Raw genomic sequence first — 14,797 nt, forward strand, 5'->3', positions numbered from 1 at the left:
AAGAGGCTCCCCGCGGGAATTCCCGCCGGGAGCCCTTCTGCGGAACGAGTGGATCAGCCCGCGGCGATGGCGAACACGTGCAGGGAGCCGCCGCTGACGCCGCTCGGCAGCGTCACGCTCGCGACGGTTTTGCCCGCGTCCAGCGTGATCGGCGCGGTGGCGAACACCATCGTGCGGATCTGCTGCGGGTCGCCGCCCGCGGAATTGCGGTACGGCGTGGACAGGACGATCCGGTTGCCGAACGCCGGCTGCGCTCCGCCGCCGCCGAGAGTCCAGTCCGAGAATCCGATGGTGGCGGTGGACTTGCTGCCGTCGGTGTAGGTGACGGTGAGCGTGCCTTGCGCGTTGCCGTTGCTGGCGGAGCCGAGCAGCGCGAGCCGTCCCGAACCGGACAGGTTGATCGTCTGTCCCGAGGCCACGACGTTGTCCGGGTCGCCGACCGGGAACGACGGCCAGGTGAAGTTCAGCCCGTCGCTCGACACCGTGCTGCCCGGCTTGGCGCCGGCCTTGGCCAGTGCGTCCGCGGAGTAGCTCCAGCCGCCGCCGTCGAAGTTCCCGGCCGCCGAGTTGGAGTCCGGCGACAGACCGGTGTTGTTCACTGTGGCCAGCCAGCTGTTCGGCTTCGCCACCAGGACAGTCAGCACCGCCTGGACGTCCGAGAGACCCGGCGAGGAGAAGGTGACCGGGATCCGGCGCGGACCGTCGGAGGTGCCTGCCGGAACGCTCACCGTGACGTCAGCGTGGCCCTTGCCCGCCGCGGGAACCTGGACGGAACCGGTCGCGGGGGTCAGCGTGATGCCGTCCGCGCTGCCCGCGGAGTAGGTCCAGGTCCTGGCGGCGCCGGACAGATCCTGCACGCCCACCGAGGCGGTCGAGGTCGTACCAGCGGGCACCACCGCGCGTGCCGGGTCCACAAAGGACAGGCTCGGCTTCTCCTGTTCGCGGAACGACGGCGGCGCGTCAGCCGGAGCGGAACCCCACGCGGTCGCGGTCGTCGAGCGAGTGAAGTCCAGCTTGCCGCCCTGCGAGATCAGGCCTTCCGACAGCCACGCCTTGGTGGCCGTGCCGCCGTTCACCTTCAATCCGCTGGTGTACTCGCCGGTGCCGGGTGCGTTGACGGTGATCTTCTTGCCCGCCCCGGTGGTCACCTCGGCGTGCGCGAAACGCGGCGTGGTCAGCACGGTTTCGGCGCGGCCCGGGATCTCCGGGTAGACGCCGAGCGCGGACCAGACGTACCAGGACGACATCTGCCCGAGGTCGTCGTTGCCGATCAAGCCTTCCGGACGCGGGTTGTACAGCTCGTCCATCGCCCGGCGCACGATGTTCTGCGTCTTCGCCGGAGCACCGGCGAACGAGTACACGTACGGCGCGTTCGAGTTCGGCTCGTTGCCCAGGAACGCGTACGGCTCATGGGTTCCGGCGTTCAGCTTCGTGAAGAAAGTGTCCAAACGCGACTGCGTGGCGGTGGTGCCGCCGAACGCGGTCACGAGACCGGCGAGGTCGTACGGGACCATCCAGTCGTACTGCGCGCCGTTGCCCTCGACCCAGCCCTGCGAGCTGGCCGGGTCGTAGTTGCCAGAGAACGAGCCGTCCGCGTTGCGCGGCTGCAGGTGTCCGCTGCCCGGGTTGTAGAGGTTCTGCCAGTACTGCGCGCGCTTCATGAACGTGGTGTACGTGGCGCTGTCGCCGAGCCGCTTCGCGAACTGGGCGATGGCGAAGTCGGCGCTCGTGTACTCCAGGGTGTCCGCCGCCGCGCCGGGCACGTAGCCGAGCCGCTGGTAGTCCTGCAGACCCGGCCGTTCGGTGTAGCCCTGCGTCGGCTGCGTCGCGCCCTTGATCATGAGCAGCAACGCTTTCTGCGCGTCGAAGTCACGCGCGCCGAACGCGTAGGCGCTGGAAACGATGATGTGGTACGGATCCCCGTTCATCACGCCGGTGTAGTCGTTCGCCACCGTCCAGCGGTCCCACGAACCGCCCTGTTCGGCGAAGGCCATCATCGAGCGCACGAGGTCCGAGGTCTGCTTCGGCGCGATCGTGGCCAGCAGCGGGACTTCGGAGCGGTAGATGTCCCAGCCGGAGATGTTGGTGTACATCGCGTGGCCGCGTTCGGCCTGGTGGATCCGGCCGTCGAAGCCTGGGTAGCGACCGTCCACATCGGAGAACACGTTCGGCTGGATCAGCGAGTGGTACAGCGAGGTGTAGAACGTCGTGGTGTCGGCGTCGCTGCCGCCGCTGACCTGGATCTTGCCGAGCTGGTCGTTCCACGCCTGCCGCGCGGACGCGGCCACCTGGTCGAACGACTTCTTGCCGTTGTTCTCCGCCTTCAGGTTCGCCTTCGCCCCGTCTACGGACACAAAGGACAGTCCGACCTGGACGTTGACCTGCGCGCCGTTGAGGTTCGGGAAGGTCACGTACCCGCCGCTGCCCGGTCCGCTGACCGTGGTGTCCTGTGGCTTGGCCTTCGCCGGGCGCGCCATCGAGGAACCGATGCCGTTGGGCTGGGCGACCTTCGCCCTGGCGCCGCCGGTCTCCGCGGTCTTGCCCGGCGTCACCGCGCCGTTCTTCCACGTCCCGACCGACTCGAACGGGGTGTCGAACTTCGCCGAGAAGTAGACCCGGTAGGAGTTCTTCGCGCCGCAGAACCGGCCGCTGGTCGCCCAGCCGCTGATGGTGTCCTTGCCGATGCTGATCGACGCGTCGTCGGTGCCGTTGACTGAGCCGGAAGTGTTGACCAGCAACGTCGACGCCGCGCCCGCCGGGTAGGTGAAGCGGCCGGAACCGGTGCGCTGGGTCGCGCTCAGTTCGACCTTCGCCCCGTTGTCGAGGGCGACGTCGTACGCGCCGGCCGTCGCGTGCTCGTTCTTGTGGTCGAAGGTCGAGGTGTAGTGGCCCGGATCGGTCGCGGGCGACGTGCTGATCTCGCCGACGTACGGCATGAACGGCAGGTCCTGATACGTGGTGCAGCCCGCGCCGGAAAGGTGCGTGAGGCTGAAGCCGGTGATCGTGTTGTCGTCGTAGAAATAGCCGCCCGGCTGGGATTTCTTCGTGTCCGGGCTCCACTGCACCATGCCGAACGGCGCGACCGCGCCGGGGAAGGTGTTGCCCGCGCCGCCGCCGGTCCCGTGGTCCGCGCCGCCGGGCCGGGTGCCGACGAACGGGTTCACCCACTTCGCCAGGTCAGCGGTCTTCGCGGCGTTCGCCCCGGTGTCGGCCAGTGCGGGGGCAGCGGGGGCCAAGGAGGCCCCAGTCGCCACGACCGCGGAAGTCAGGAAGATCAGTCCGGCTCTCCAGCGCGCTCGCGCCATCGCCATCGCCTCTCCAGTTGTCCGGCGCGAACCCGCCGTCACCGACCTCGAGGCATCGATGACAACCTTGTCGCGCACCGTCGATGCGGGCTACCTTCGGCAATGGCTCACCGGATCGTCAAGACCGCGGTGAGAGCCTGTCCGATTCGAGACAACGATGTCCACCATCCGCACCAGCGGATTCGTCGCCCAGGGCACAGCCGGTCGGCGGCCATTGACACGAAGCGGCCGGATGGTGTCCAATCCCCCGCATTATGACAACGTTGTCTCACTCGGGCCGGGACGCGGACGGGCTTCCCCGCCCCGCCAGCAGGCGGGCCACGATGAGCGATGTGGCGCGGCTGGCCGGCGTCAGCATCAAAACGGTGTCGCGGGTCGTCAACGACGAGCCCGCGGTGCATCCGGACACCGCCGAACGCGTGGTGGCCGCGATCGAACAGCTGGGGTTCCGCCGGAACCTCGGCGCCCGCAACCTGCGCCGCGGCTCGACCACCGGCACCATCGGCCTGGTCGTCGAAGACGTCGGCAACCCCTTCTACTCCGAGCTGAACCGCGCGGTGGAACGGATCGCGACGTCCTTCGGCAGACACGTGCTGACCGGGTCGTCCGGCGAGAATTCCGACCGCGAGCGCGAGCTGTCGCTGGAGTTCTGCGCGCGGCGCGTGGACGGGCTGCTGATCGTGCCCGCCGGGCTGCAGCACGGCTATCTCGTGCCGGAAATGCGCGCGGGCACGCCGGTGGTGTTCCTCGACCGGCCGGCCGGCGACATCGTGGCCGACACCGTGCTCGTGGACAACCTCGGCGGCACCATCGAGGCGGTCAGCCATCTCGTGCGGCACGGCCACCGGCGCATCGCGTTCCTCGGCGACAGCCCGGACATCTTCACCGCCGCCGAGCGGCTGCGCGGCTTCCGGGAAGGCTGTGTGCGCAACGGGATCTCCTACGACGAGAGCCTCGTGGCGATGCAGACGCCGACGCCGGAAACCGTCGGCAACGCGGTGCGCAAGCTGGCCGGCGGCCCGAACCCGGCCACCGCCGTGATCGCGGGCAACAACCGGGTCGCGGTGCACCTGCTGCGCGCGCTCGCGCACGCCGAGCACCGGCCCGCGCTGGTGAGCTTCGACGATTTCGAACTGGCGGACCTGCTCGACCCGCCGGTCACCGTGATCGCCCACGACGTCAGCGCCCTCGGGCACGCAGCGGCCGAGCTGCTGTTCGCCCGCATCCAGGGCGATCAGTCCGCCCCGAGAAAGGTAGTTCTGCCCGTGCACCTAGTCGCCCGCGGTTCCGGTGAGGCCGCCCTGTGACCCAGCACCTCGAGCCGGTCGCACTCCCGGCCAACCAGCCGCCGCAGTTCTACCGGGGCGGCGACGCCATCGCCGCCCTGCGCGGCGCCACCGGCACCGACTCGAAGTTCGGGCCGGAGGACTGGGTCGGTTCCGTCACCACCATGTTCGGCCAGGAGACCAACGGTCTCACCAAGCTGCCCAGCGGGATCTGGCTGCGCGACGCGGTCGGCGCCGACCCGGTCGCGTGGCTGGGCGCGGCGCACGTCGCCAAGCTCGGCGACTCGACCGGCCTGCTGGTCAAGCTGCTCGACGCCGGACAGCGGCTTCCGGTGCACTTCCACCCGTCGGATTCCTTTGCCCGCAAGCACTTCGACTCGCACTTCGGCAAGACCGAGGCGTGGATCGTGGTCGGCACCTACGGCGACGACCCGCGCGTCTACCCGGGTTTCCGGGAGACGCTGAGCAAGGAAACCGTCGCCGAGTGGACCCGCGAACAGGACGCGCCGAGCATGCTGGGCGCGCTCAACAGCATCCCGGTGCAAGCAGGCGACACGGTCTACATCCCGGCCGGGCTGCCGCACGCGATCGGCGAAGGCGTCTTCGTGGTCGAACTGCAGCAGCCGACGGACTTCTCGCTGACCCTGGAATGGCGTGATTTCCTTGCCTCGCCGGAAAAGGGCCACCTCGGGATCGGCTTCGACACCGCGATCGAAACGCTCGACACCTCGGGCTGGGACGACGACCGGCTCAAGACGATCGTGAAGCACACCTCCGGCGACGAAGCGACCACAGTGGACTTGCTCGCGCCGGGCTCGGCGGAGTTCTTCCGCGCCGACCGCATTCAGTTGTCCGGCAACGCGTTCTCGCTCGACCCGTCGTTCAGCGTGCTCGTCGCGCTCGACGGCGAAGGCACCCTGCGCACCGAGCACGGCGGCGAGTTCCCGATGACCAAGGGCGACACCTACGCGGTGCCGTTCGCCGCGGGCCAGACCGAGCTGTCCGGCTCGCTCACCGTCATCCGCTGCCGTCCGCCCGCCCCGGAAAGGAGTTAGCGCCGATGAGCGAGATCCTGCTCGACGCGGTGGACCTGACCAAGCACTACGGATCGGTGGAAGCCTTGCGCGGCGCGTCTTTCCAGGCGCGCGCGGGTGAGGTGACCGCATTGATCGGCGACAACGGCGCGGGCAAGTCCACGCTCGTGAAGTGCCTGTCCGGAGCCGAACAGCCGACGTCGGGCCGGATCTTGCTCGACGGGAAAGAGGTCCATCTCGACTCGCCGGTGGCCGCGCGCCGGGCCGGGATCGAGACGGTGTACCAGGATCTCGCCGTCGCGCCGGAGCTGGACCCGGCGGCGAATCTGTTCCTGGGCCGGGAAATCCCGCGCAAGGGCATCCTCGGCAAGCTCGGCATGCTGGACAAGGCGGAGATGCGCCGCCAGGCGGTCGTCGAGTTCGAGAAGCTCGGCGTGACTCTGCAGAGCACCGACGTGCCGATCGGTTCGCTGTCCGGCGGGCAGCGGCAAAGCGTGGCGGTGGCACGGTCGGTGGTGTGGGCTTCGAAGGTCGTGTTCATGGACGAGCCGACCGCCGCGCTCGGGGTGGTGCAGCGCGAACGCGTGCTGGACGTGATCAAGAAGGTCCGCGACAAGGGCATCGCGGTCGTGCTGATCAGCCACAACATGCCTGAGGTGCTTTCGGTGTCGGATCGGATCGAGGTGCTGCGGCTGGGCAAGCGGGTGGCCCGATTCGCCGGTGCGGACACGAAGCTCGAGGACCTGGTCGCGGCGATGACCGGGGCTCTCGTTCAGGAGGAGGCGGCATGAGCGCTCCGGTGAAGGATATCCAGGCCACTGTGGACGGCGGGTTCGGCAAGCGTCCGCTGGGGAAACGGCTCATCGGGGCCAATACGTTCTGGATCGCGCTGGTGCTGATCGCGTTGATCGCGGTGTTCACCGCCATCGCGCCCGCCGAGTTCGCGACGCTGTTCACCTTCCAGACGCTGCTGATCGAAACGTCCGTGCTGCTGGTGCTTTCGGTCGGCATGACGTTCGTGATCATCACCTCCGGCATCGACCTGTCCGTCGGGTCGGTGCTGATCTTCGCCGGGATGGTCGCGGGCAAGACCATGGAAGCGCTCAGCGGCGGCGACGCCTCGCACGCGGGCTGGGGCGTCATCACCGTCGGGCTTGTCGCGGCGGTGCTCGCGGGCACGGTCTGGGGCCTGATCAACGGCTTCCTCATCGCGGTGGCGGGCATTCCGCCGCTGATCGTCACGCTCGGCACGATGGGAGCGGCGCTCGGTGCGTCGTACCTGCTCAACGGCGGGTCGGACGTGCGCAGCGTGCCCACCGAACTGAACAAGACCCTCGGCTACGGCACGTCGTTCGGCGGGATCCCGAACCTCGTGCTGGTGGCCGTGGTGATCACGCTGATCGGCGCGTGGCTGCTGCACACCACGCGGTTCGGCCGCTACACGTACGCGGTCGGCTCGAACGCCGAGGCGGCGCGGCGCTCAGGCATCGGCGTGACCGCGCACCTGCTGAAGGTGTACCTGCTCACCGGTTTCCTCGCCGGAATCGCGGGTTTCCTGTCGCTCGCCTATTACGCATCGACCACGATCTCGGCGCACACCAACGACAACCTCAACGCCATCTCCGCGACGGTGATGGGCGGCACGAGCCTCTTCGGCGGCGTCGGCTCGATGCTCGGCACGGTGATCGGGGTGTTCATCCCGGCGGTGCTGAAGAAGGGCTTCAACATCACGCACGTGCAGGACTTCTGGCAGATGATCGCGGTCGGCGCCGTCCTGATCGCGGCGGTGTGGTTCGACCAGCGCCGCCGCCGCAAGCGCAACTCCCGCTGAATCGGTCCCCGAGTACAAAGAGGTGCTTACGATGAAATTCAGCAAGACCGTCCTCGCCGCGGGGACGCTCGCGTCCGCGGCGATGCTGGTGGCCGCGTGCGGCTCCGGGCAGGTGGGGCAGAGCGGGTCCGGGGACAAGCCCGGCGGCAACTCCGCGAACAGCAAGAAACTCGCGCTGGTGCCCGGCGTGCAGGCGGAACCGTTCTACATCTCGATGCAGTGCGGAGCGCAGGCCGAAGCGAAGAAGCTCGGCTACGAACTGACCACGCAGGCGCCGCAGAAGTTCGACGCGGCCATGCAGACGTCGATCGTCAACGCGATGGGCTCCAATCCGCCCGCCGCGCTGCTCATCGCGCCGACCGACGACCAGGCGATGCTCGCGCCGATCCAGCAGGTGAAAAACCGCGGCACGAAGATCGTCGAGGTCGACACCTCGCTCAAGGACAAGAGCGTCGCGGTGTCGTCGGTGTCCTCGGACAACGCCGAGGGCGGCAAGCTCGCCGCGCAGACCATGGCGAAGCTCGTCGGCGACAAGCCGGGTTCGGTGCTGGTCCTCGACACCATCGCGGGCACCTCCACCACCGCCGCCCGGGCGAAGGGCTTCGAGGACGAGCTGAAGAACCACCCGAACCTCAAGTCGGTGGGCATCCAGTTCACTCAGAACGAGCCGGACCAGGCAGCGTCGAAGGTGACCGCGGCGCTGGCCTCGACGCCGGATCTCGTCGGCATCTTCGCCACCAACCTCAACACCGGCGAGGGCGCGGCGACCGGCCTGCGCAACGCGGGCAAGATCGGCAAGGTCAACCTGGTCGGCTTCGACGCCAGCCCGTCCGAAGTGGACGGTCTGAAGAAGGGCGAGTACCAGGCGCTCATCGCGCAGGACCCGGCTCAGATCGGCACGAAGGGCGTCGACCAGGCGGTGGCCGCGCTCGAGGGCAAGCCGACCGAGCGGGACCTCACGGCGCAGCTGCACTCGATCACCAAGGACGACCTGGACGCGAATTCGCAGTACTTCTACAAGCAGAGCTGCTAGCCTCTGGTCGCGATCGAAGGGGACTTTCCGCACGGAAAGTCCCCTTCGCCTTGTTACGGGCTAGTATCTACTCCCCCAGGTACCCGAGGGGAGGCTCGTCGATGACCGAGAGTGCCCGGCTGCCGTGGCGCTCCCGCCCGGACGCCGTCGGCGTGCTCGGCGCGGCGCGGAAGGTCGCCGACGACCTGAAAGACGGCCTGTCCGGAGTCCGCGCCCGGCGCGCCGTACACGGTCTGCGACGGCTTTTCGACGTCGCCGGACTAGGGCTCTCCGATCTCTCCGGCACGTTGATGTGGTCCGGCCGCCCCGGAGCCGACGACGCGGTGTCCCAAATCCTGGACGACGTGCTGCACCAGGAGGAGCCGATCACCTCGCGGGGCGTGACGGCGGTCCCATTGCACGTCCACGACGAACTGGCGGGCGCGTTGCTGCTGGTCGGCGAGGTACCCGGCGCGGTGACGCGGCAGGCGACGGACTTGGTCGTGCAGTCTTTGGAACGGGGTCGGCTCGAAGCTTCGGCGGACCAGGCGGCGCAAGCCGAACTCCGCGCATTGCGGGCGGAGATGTCACCGCATTTCGTGTACAACGCGCTCACCGTGATCGCCTCGTTCGTCCGGTCGGAACCGGACCGCGCCCGCGACCTGATGCTCGATTTCGCCGACTACACCCGCTACAGCCTGTCGCGGCACGGCGAGTACACCGTCGTCGCCGAGGAGTTCCGCGCGGTGGAGACGTATCTCGCGCTGCAGCGCGCGGTGCTGGGCGAACGGCTCAAGGTGCAGGTGCGGGTCGCGCCGGAGGTGCTTGCGGTGGCGGTGCCGTACCTGGTACTCGAACCCCTCGTGGAGAACGCGATCCGGCACGGCATCGAGCCGCGGTCGGGCACCGGGCTCGTCCAGGTGCACGGACAGGCGGAAGGGAACGACTGCGTGATCAGCGTCGAGGACGACGGCGTCGGCATGGAGCCCGAGCGCGCCGCGGCCATCCTCGCGGGCAGCGGCGACGGCACCGGGCTCGGACTGGCCAATGTGGACAGACGATTGCGCACGGTGTACGGGGCCTGGTACGGGCTGACCGTGGAAACGGCGGTCGGCGAAGGCACCCGGGTCGTGCTGCGCGTGCCGCGATTCCAGCCGGGGGTGCTGCCGTGAGCGGGCTGCGGGTGCTGGCGGTCGACGATCTCGCGCCGGCGTTGGACGAACTGTGCCGGATGCTGCGCGAGGCGCCGGAGGTCGGCGAGGTCGTCGGCGCGAGCGATGCGTTGAAGGCGCTGAAACTGTTGCAGGCAGACCATTTCGACGCGGTCTTCCTCGACATTTCCATGCCCGGCCTGGACGGGCTGGAGCTCGCGTCGCTGCTGGCGAAACTGTCCGAACCGCCGGTGATCGTGTTCGTCACCGCGCACGACGGGCACGCGGTGACCGCGTACGGCATCGGCGCGGTCGACTATCTGCTGAAACCGGTGCGCACGGAACGGCTTTCCGCCGCGCTGGCGAAGGTGACGCGCTTGGTGCCGAGCGGCCGTCGCCAGTCCTCGCCGGACGCGATGGCCGCACTGCCGGTCGATTCCGGCGGCCGCACGCGGTACGTCCGCCGCGACGACGTGCTGTTCGCCGAAGCCAACGGCGACTACGTCCGCCTCCACACCCGCGGCGGCGTCCATCCGGTGCGGATGCCGATCTCGCGGCTCGAAGAATATTGGGAAGGGACTGGATTTACCCGGGTACATCGCGGATTCCTGCTCGCGGTGAGCGCGGTGCTGGAACTGCGAAGCGACACGACGGGCGGGTTGCTGGCGCACACGGAGGCTGGCGATGTGCCGGTGAGCCGACGGCATGCGCGGGATCTCCGGGACCGGTTGCTGGAGGCGGCGCAGCGCGGGCAACTCGGGAGTGCTCGGTGAGGGGGCGGTGGTGCTTGGGGGCTCGTGAGCGGCTAGGCCGGTTAGAACCGGCTTTGCCACGCACGACAACCCGACTGCACCCGGCACCTTGTGAGCGGCAAAGCCGGTTAGAACCGGCAACGCCGCGCACAAGGATTGCGCGGGCCGTCCGATGAGCCGCGCCAAGCGGGTCGCCGTCACCAGTCCGCAGACGAGGCTCGCCCGGTCGCGGCGGCTCGAACGCGGCCGGTGGCGGATGCCCCGTCTGCGCGCGCCGGAAGCGGAACGCGCGGCCGTCCTCTACCGGATCCAGCGGCGACGCGGGATCCCCGCGCTGGTGGGGATGTTCGTGCTGGTGCTGGGTTTGCCGGTGCTGTTCTCGCTCGCCCCGTCGCTCGACAGCGTGCGGCTGTGGGGGATTCCGCTGTCCTGGCTGCTGATCGCGGTTCTGCCGTACCCGGTGCTGGCCGGGCTCGCGTGGTGGCAGCTGCGCCGCGCGGAGAAGATCGAGGACGATCAGTGAGCCGACTGCCCGCAGCGCCCCAATGTGGCATTGGGTGCATCACACGCACCCAATGTGGCATTCGGTGCGTCGCATGCACCCAATGCCACATTGGGGCCACAGCCGGGGCGGGCGGGAGCGGATAGATGGACATCGCGCTCGCGGTAGCCCCGGTCGTCCTCGTCACGCTGCTCATCGGCGTGCGCGGGGTCGCCGCCATGCGCACCACCTCCGACTTCCTGGTGGCGTCCCGGCGGATCTCGCCCTTCGTCAACTCCGCCGCGGTCTCCGGCGAATACCTCTCCGCGGCCTCATTCCTCGGCGTCGCCGGGCTGATGGTGAAGGACGGCGTCGGCGCGCTCTGGTACCCGGTCGGCTTCACCGCGGGATACGTGGCGATGCTGGTCCTCGTCGCCGCGCCGATGCGCAGATCCGGCGCACTCACCGTCCCCGACTTCGCCGAAGCGCGCCTCGCCTCTCCCGCGCTGCGCCGGTTGGCCGCGGTGGTCGTGCTGGTGATCGGAACCATCTACGTGGTCCCGCAATTCCGCACCGCCGGGCTGGTGCTCACCGCGGTCGGCGGGACTCCGTACTGGGTCGGCGTCGTCATCGCGGGCACCGCGGTCAGCGTCACGCTCGCGCTCGGCGGAATGCGCGCGGCGACGTACGTCCAGGCGTTCCAGTTCTTCCTGAAACTCCTGCTGTTCCTTGTCCCCGCGCTGTGGCTGGTGCTCCAGGTCGGCGCCGAAACCCGCGACGCGAGCCTCACGCCGGTCGAGTTCACCCGCTTTTCGCACGCCACCCCGGTACAGTTCGACCACGACGTCACCCTCACCTTCCGCGAACCAACCGCGATCGAGGACCGCGGTACGTTGCCGCCCGGACAACTGGTGGTGCACAAGGGAGAACAGCTCACCTTCGCCGCCGGCGCACAGGTCCCCGGCGTCAGCGGAGAAGTCGCGCTCGGCGGGCCGGACTGGCAGCGTCCGCTGCTGGAGATCGACAAGGGCTACCCGCTGCTCGGCACCTGGGCGGTCCTCATCGCGACCGTCCTCGGCACGATGGGCCTCCCCCACGTCCTGATGCGCTTCCACACCAGCCCGGACGGCCGCGCCGCACGCCGCACCGCTGCGATTACCGTGGCGCTGCTGGGAGTTTTCTACCTTTTCCCCGGCATTTACGGCGTCCTCGGCCGGGTTCTCGTGCCGCAGCTGTATCTGTCCGGCAACACCGACACGGTGGTCGTCGCGCTTCCGTCGCAGGTCGACCACAGCTGGGCCGGGCAGTTGTTCACCGCGTTGCTCACCGCGGGCGCGTTCGCGGCGTTTCTGGCGACGTCGCTGGGATTGCTGCTGGTGATGTCCGGCGCGCTCGCCTACGACCTGATGCCCGGCGGCCTGCGCCGTCTTCGCGTGACGGTCGTGTTCGCCGCGATCGCGATGGTGCTGCTCGCGCTGCCGTCGGCGCGGCTCGACGCCGGGGTGCTGGTGACGTGGGGGTTCACCGTCGCCGCGTCGACGTTCTGCCCGCTGCTCGTGCTCGGCATCTGGTGGCAGCGACTCACCGCCGCGGGCGCGATCGCCGGAGTGCTGACGGGTCTGGCGGCTTCGTCGGGGTCGATCCTGTTCGCGCTGGCCGGACCCTCGATGGAAGGTTGGGTGGCGATCTTGGTCTCGCAACCGGCACCCTGGTCGGTACCGCTCGCGTTCGGCGTGATGATCACGGTGTCACTGCGCGGGCGCCCACCGTCCTGGGCCGGGGCCGCGATGCTGCGGCTGCACCTCGACGAGCGCCCTTCGTCCGCGCCCGGTGACCGTTCGTCAACCGTTCGTCGTGCGGCGAGGCGTTTGAGCCGCTGACGGTTTCCCTGGCCCGGAGTCCTCCCTACTGTGTCGCGGACCACATCCGCAGCGTCGCACAAGGGAGATCCCATGAGCGCAGGCGACCCGTCCGGCGCCCCGCCGGACTCGACCTGGGAGCAGGTGCACGACAGCGCCGAGTTCCGCCAACTCCGCGGCAGGCTCCGCCGGTTCGTGTTCCCGATGGCCGGACTGTTCCTCGCCTGGTACCTGCTCTACGTCCTGCTCGCCGACTACGCGCACGGCTTCATGAGCACGAAGATCACGGGCAACTTCACCGTCGGCCTCCTCTTCGGGCTCCTGCAGTTCGTGTCCACGTTCCTCATCACGTGGCTGTACGTGCGCTACGCCAACAAGAACCTCGACCCGCTCGCCGAGCGGATCAAGGACGACATCGAGAACCCGGCGAAGGAGGAGGCGTGAAGACTCTCGCGGCGAGCGTCGAGGGCAGCAACCCGACGCTCAACATCACGATCTTCGCGCTGTTCGTGGTCATCACCCTGGTGATCGTGTTCCGCGCGAGCCGCAACACGAAGACCGCGTCGGACTACTACGCGGCAGGCCGTGCGTTCACCGGCCCGCAGAACGGCATCGCGATCTCCGGCGACTACCTGTCGGCGGCGTCGTTCCTCGGCATCGCCGGCGCCATCGCGGTGTACGGCTACGACGGGTTCCTGTACTCGATCGGCTTCCTGGTGGCGTGGCTGGTCGCACTGCTGCTGGTGGCGGAACTGCTGCGCAACACCGGCAAGTTCACCATGGGCGACGTGCTGGCGTTCCGGATGAAACAGCGTCCGGTGCGCGCGGCGGCAGCGATTTCGACGCTCGTGGTGTCGTTCTTCTACCTGCTGGCGCAGATGGCGGGCGCGGGCGGGCTGGTCGCGCTGCTGCTGGGCATCGACGGCAAGGCCGCGCAGGCGCTGGTGATCGCGGTGGTCGGCGTGATCATGATCGCCTACGTCCTGATCGGCGGAATGAAGGGCACCACCTGGGTGCAGATCATCAAGGCGGCGCTGCTGATTGTCGGCGCGCTGGCGATGACGCTGTGGGTGCTCGGCAAGTACGGCTTCAACTTCTCGTCGCTGCTGCAGGGCGCGGTCGACAAGGCGGGCGAAGCCGGCGAAGCGCTGCTCGGGCCGGGCAAGCAGTACGGCAAGAACGGCACGACGAAGCTGGACTTCTTCTCCCTCGGCATCGCGCTGGTGCTGGGCACCGCGGGCCTGCCGCACGTGCTGATGCGCTTCTACACGGTGCCGACCGCGCGCGAGGCGCGTCGTTCGGTGGTGTGGGCGATCGTGCTGATCGGCGTGTTCTACCTGTTCACCCTGGTGCTCGGCTACGGCGCGGGCGCGCTGGTCGGACCGGACGCGATCAAGAAGGCCCCGGGCGGCGTCAACTCCGCGGCTCCGTTGCTGGCGCTGAACCTCGGCGGCCCTATCCTGCTCGGGCTGATCTCGGCGATCGCGTTCGCCACGATCCTCGCCGTGGTCGCCGGATTGACGATCACCGCGTCCGCCTCGTTCGCGCACGACGTCTACGCGAACGTGCTGAAGAAGGGCAAGGCGAACACCGGCTCGGAAGTCCGCGTCGCGCGGATCACCGCCGTGGTGATCGGCATCGTCGCGATTCTCGGCGGCATTCTGGCGAACGGGCAGAACGTCGCGTTCCTGGTGGCGCTGGCGTTCGCGGTGGCGGCTTCGGCGAACCTGCCGACGATTCTGTACTCGCTGTTCTGGAAACGGTTCAACACCCAGGGCGCGCTGTGGAGCATTTACGGCGGGCTGATCGTGACGATCGTGCTCATCGTGTTCTCGCCCGCCGTTTCCGGGAAGCCGGTCGACCCGAAGACCGGCAAGAGCGCGTCGATGCTGCAGGGCGTGGACTTCCACTGGTTCCCGCTCGACAACCCGGGCCTGATCTCGATCCCGATCGCGTTCGTCCTCGGCTGGCTCGGCACGATCCTGTCGAAGGAAAACGACAAGGCGAAGTTCGCCGAAATGGAAGTACGGGCACTGACCGGTGCCGGCGCGGAAAAGGCCGTGCAGCACTGAGTTTTCGTCCCGCT

At 68.8% G+C, this 14,797-nt stretch carries 12 protein-coding genes; 11 read left to right on the plus strand and 1 reads right to left on the minus strand.

The features are described 5' to 3' along the window. Window positions 1-53: 53 nt before the first annotated feature. Window positions 54-3,311: a GH92 family glycosyl hydrolase gene (locus FKO37_RS41695; RefSeq protein WP_238607943.1), complete on the minus strand. Its 3,258-nt coding sequence runs from the start codon at window positions 3,309-3,311 to the stop codon at window positions 54-56. Window positions 3,312-3,628: 317 nt separating this feature from the next. On the opposite strand from FKO37_RS41695, the gene FKO37_RS41700 reads away from it, so the two are divergent. From FKO37_RS41700 to FKO37_RS41750, 11 genes are all read left to right on the plus strand, one after another. Then, on the plus strand, window positions 3,629-4,612 hold the full coding sequence (locus FKO37_RS41700) for a LacI family DNA-binding transcriptional regulator (protein ID WP_037811888.1): 984 nt from the start codon (window positions 3,629-3,631) through the stop codon (window positions 4,610-4,612). Beyond that, window positions 4,609-5,646, plus strand: a complete 1,038-nt coding sequence (locus FKO37_RS41705) for a class I mannose-6-phosphate isomerase (RefSeq protein WP_037811889.1) — start codon at window positions 4,609-4,611, stop codon at window positions 5,644-5,646. The genes FKO37_RS41700 and FKO37_RS41705 overlap by 4 nt, the downstream gene beginning before the upstream one ends. 5 nt (window positions 5,647-5,651) lie before the next feature. Then, window positions 5,652-6,416, plus strand: a complete 765-nt coding sequence (locus FKO37_RS41710) for an ATP-binding cassette domain-containing protein (RefSeq protein ID WP_238607944.1) — start codon at window positions 5,652-5,654, stop codon at window positions 6,414-6,416. Beyond that, window positions 6,413-7,456, plus strand: coding sequence for an ABC transporter permease (locus FKO37_RS41715; protein ID WP_238607945.1), 1,044 nt, complete (start codon window positions 6,413-6,415; stop codon window positions 7,454-7,456). The genes FKO37_RS41710 and FKO37_RS41715 overlap by 4 nt, the downstream gene beginning before the upstream one ends. A gap of 31 nt (window positions 7,457-7,487) precedes the next feature. Further along, window positions 7,488-8,489, plus strand: a complete 1,002-nt coding sequence (locus tag FKO37_RS41720) for an ABC transporter substrate-binding protein (protein ID WP_037811894.1) — start codon at window positions 7,488-7,490, stop codon at window positions 8,487-8,489. Window positions 8,490-8,590: 101 nt separating this feature from the next. Then, the gene (locus FKO37_RS41725; RefSeq protein WP_037811896.1) at window positions 8,591-9,640 is read left to right on the plus strand and encodes a sensor histidine kinase; all 1,050 of its coding nucleotides are present in this window, start codon (window positions 8,591-8,593) and stop codon (window positions 9,638-9,640) included. Next, window positions 9,637-10,392, plus strand: coding sequence for a LytTR family DNA-binding domain-containing protein (locus tag FKO37_RS41730; RefSeq protein WP_043839202.1), 756 nt, complete (start codon window positions 9,637-9,639; stop codon window positions 10,390-10,392). Before FKO37_RS41725 ends, FKO37_RS41730 begins: the two co-directional genes overlap by 4 nt. A gap of 151 nt (window positions 10,393-10,543) precedes the next feature. Then, complete coding sequence (locus FKO37_RS41735; RefSeq protein WP_238607946.1) at window positions 10,544-10,894, plus strand: hypothetical protein; 351 nt, start codon at window positions 10,544-10,546, stop codon at window positions 10,892-10,894. A gap of 125 nt (window positions 10,895-11,019) precedes the next feature. Beyond that, window positions 11,020-12,732 (plus strand): cation acetate symporter, encoded by a 1,713-nt coding sequence (locus FKO37_RS41740; protein WP_238607947.1) that lies wholly within the window; start codon window positions 11,020-11,022, stop codon window positions 12,730-12,732. Between the two features lie 72 nt (window positions 12,733-12,804). Then, a complete protein-coding gene (locus FKO37_RS41745; protein WP_037811903.1) occupies window positions 12,805-13,155 on the plus strand; it encodes a DUF485 domain-containing protein in 351 nt (116 codons plus the stop codon). Further along, window positions 13,152-14,783: a cation acetate symporter gene (locus FKO37_RS41750; protein ID WP_037811905.1), complete on the plus strand. Its 1,632-nt coding sequence runs from the start codon at window positions 13,152-13,154 to the stop codon at window positions 14,781-14,783. The genes FKO37_RS41745 and FKO37_RS41750 overlap by 4 nt, the downstream gene beginning before the upstream one ends. Window positions 14,784-14,797 lie beyond the last annotated feature (14 nt).

The organism is Amycolatopsis sp. Poz14 (assembly GCF_006704225.1).
GTDB lineage: Bacteria > Actinomycetota > Actinomycetes > Mycobacteriales > Pseudonocardiaceae > Amycolatopsis > Amycolatopsis nivea.

Coding starts and splice junctions, on each gene's coding strand:
- FKO37_RS41695 (WP_238607943.1), bottom strand. CDS start 3,311: ATGGCGATGGCGCGAGCGCGCTGGAGAGCCGGACTGATCTTCCTGACT.
- FKO37_RS41700 (WP_037811888.1), top strand. CDS start 3,629: ATGAGCGATGTGGCGCGGCTGGCCGGCGTCAGCATCAAAACGGTGTCG.
- FKO37_RS41710 (WP_238607944.1), top strand. CDS start 5,652: ATGAGCGAGATCCTGCTCGACGCGGTGGACCTGACCAAGCACTACGGA.
- FKO37_RS41715 (WP_238607945.1), top strand. CDS start 6,413: ATGAGCGCTCCGGTGAAGGATATCCAGGCCACTGTGGACGGCGGGTTC.
- FKO37_RS41720 (WP_037811894.1), top strand. CDS start 7,488: ATGAAATTCAGCAAGACCGTCCTCGCCGCGGGGACGCTCGCGTCCGCG.
- FKO37_RS41725 (WP_037811896.1), top strand. CDS start 8,591: ATGACCGAGAGTGCCCGGCTGCCGTGGCGCTCCCGCCCGGACGCCGTC.
- FKO37_RS41735 (WP_238607946.1), top strand. CDS start 10,544: ATGAGCCGCGCCAAGCGGGTCGCCGTCACCAGTCCGCAGACGAGGCTC.
- FKO37_RS41740 (WP_238607947.1), top strand. CDS start 11,020: ATGGACATCGCGCTCGCGGTAGCCCCGGTCGTCCTCGTCACGCTGCTC.
- FKO37_RS41745 (WP_037811903.1), top strand. CDS start 12,805: ATGAGCGCAGGCGACCCGTCCGGCGCCCCGCCGGACTCGACCTGGGAG.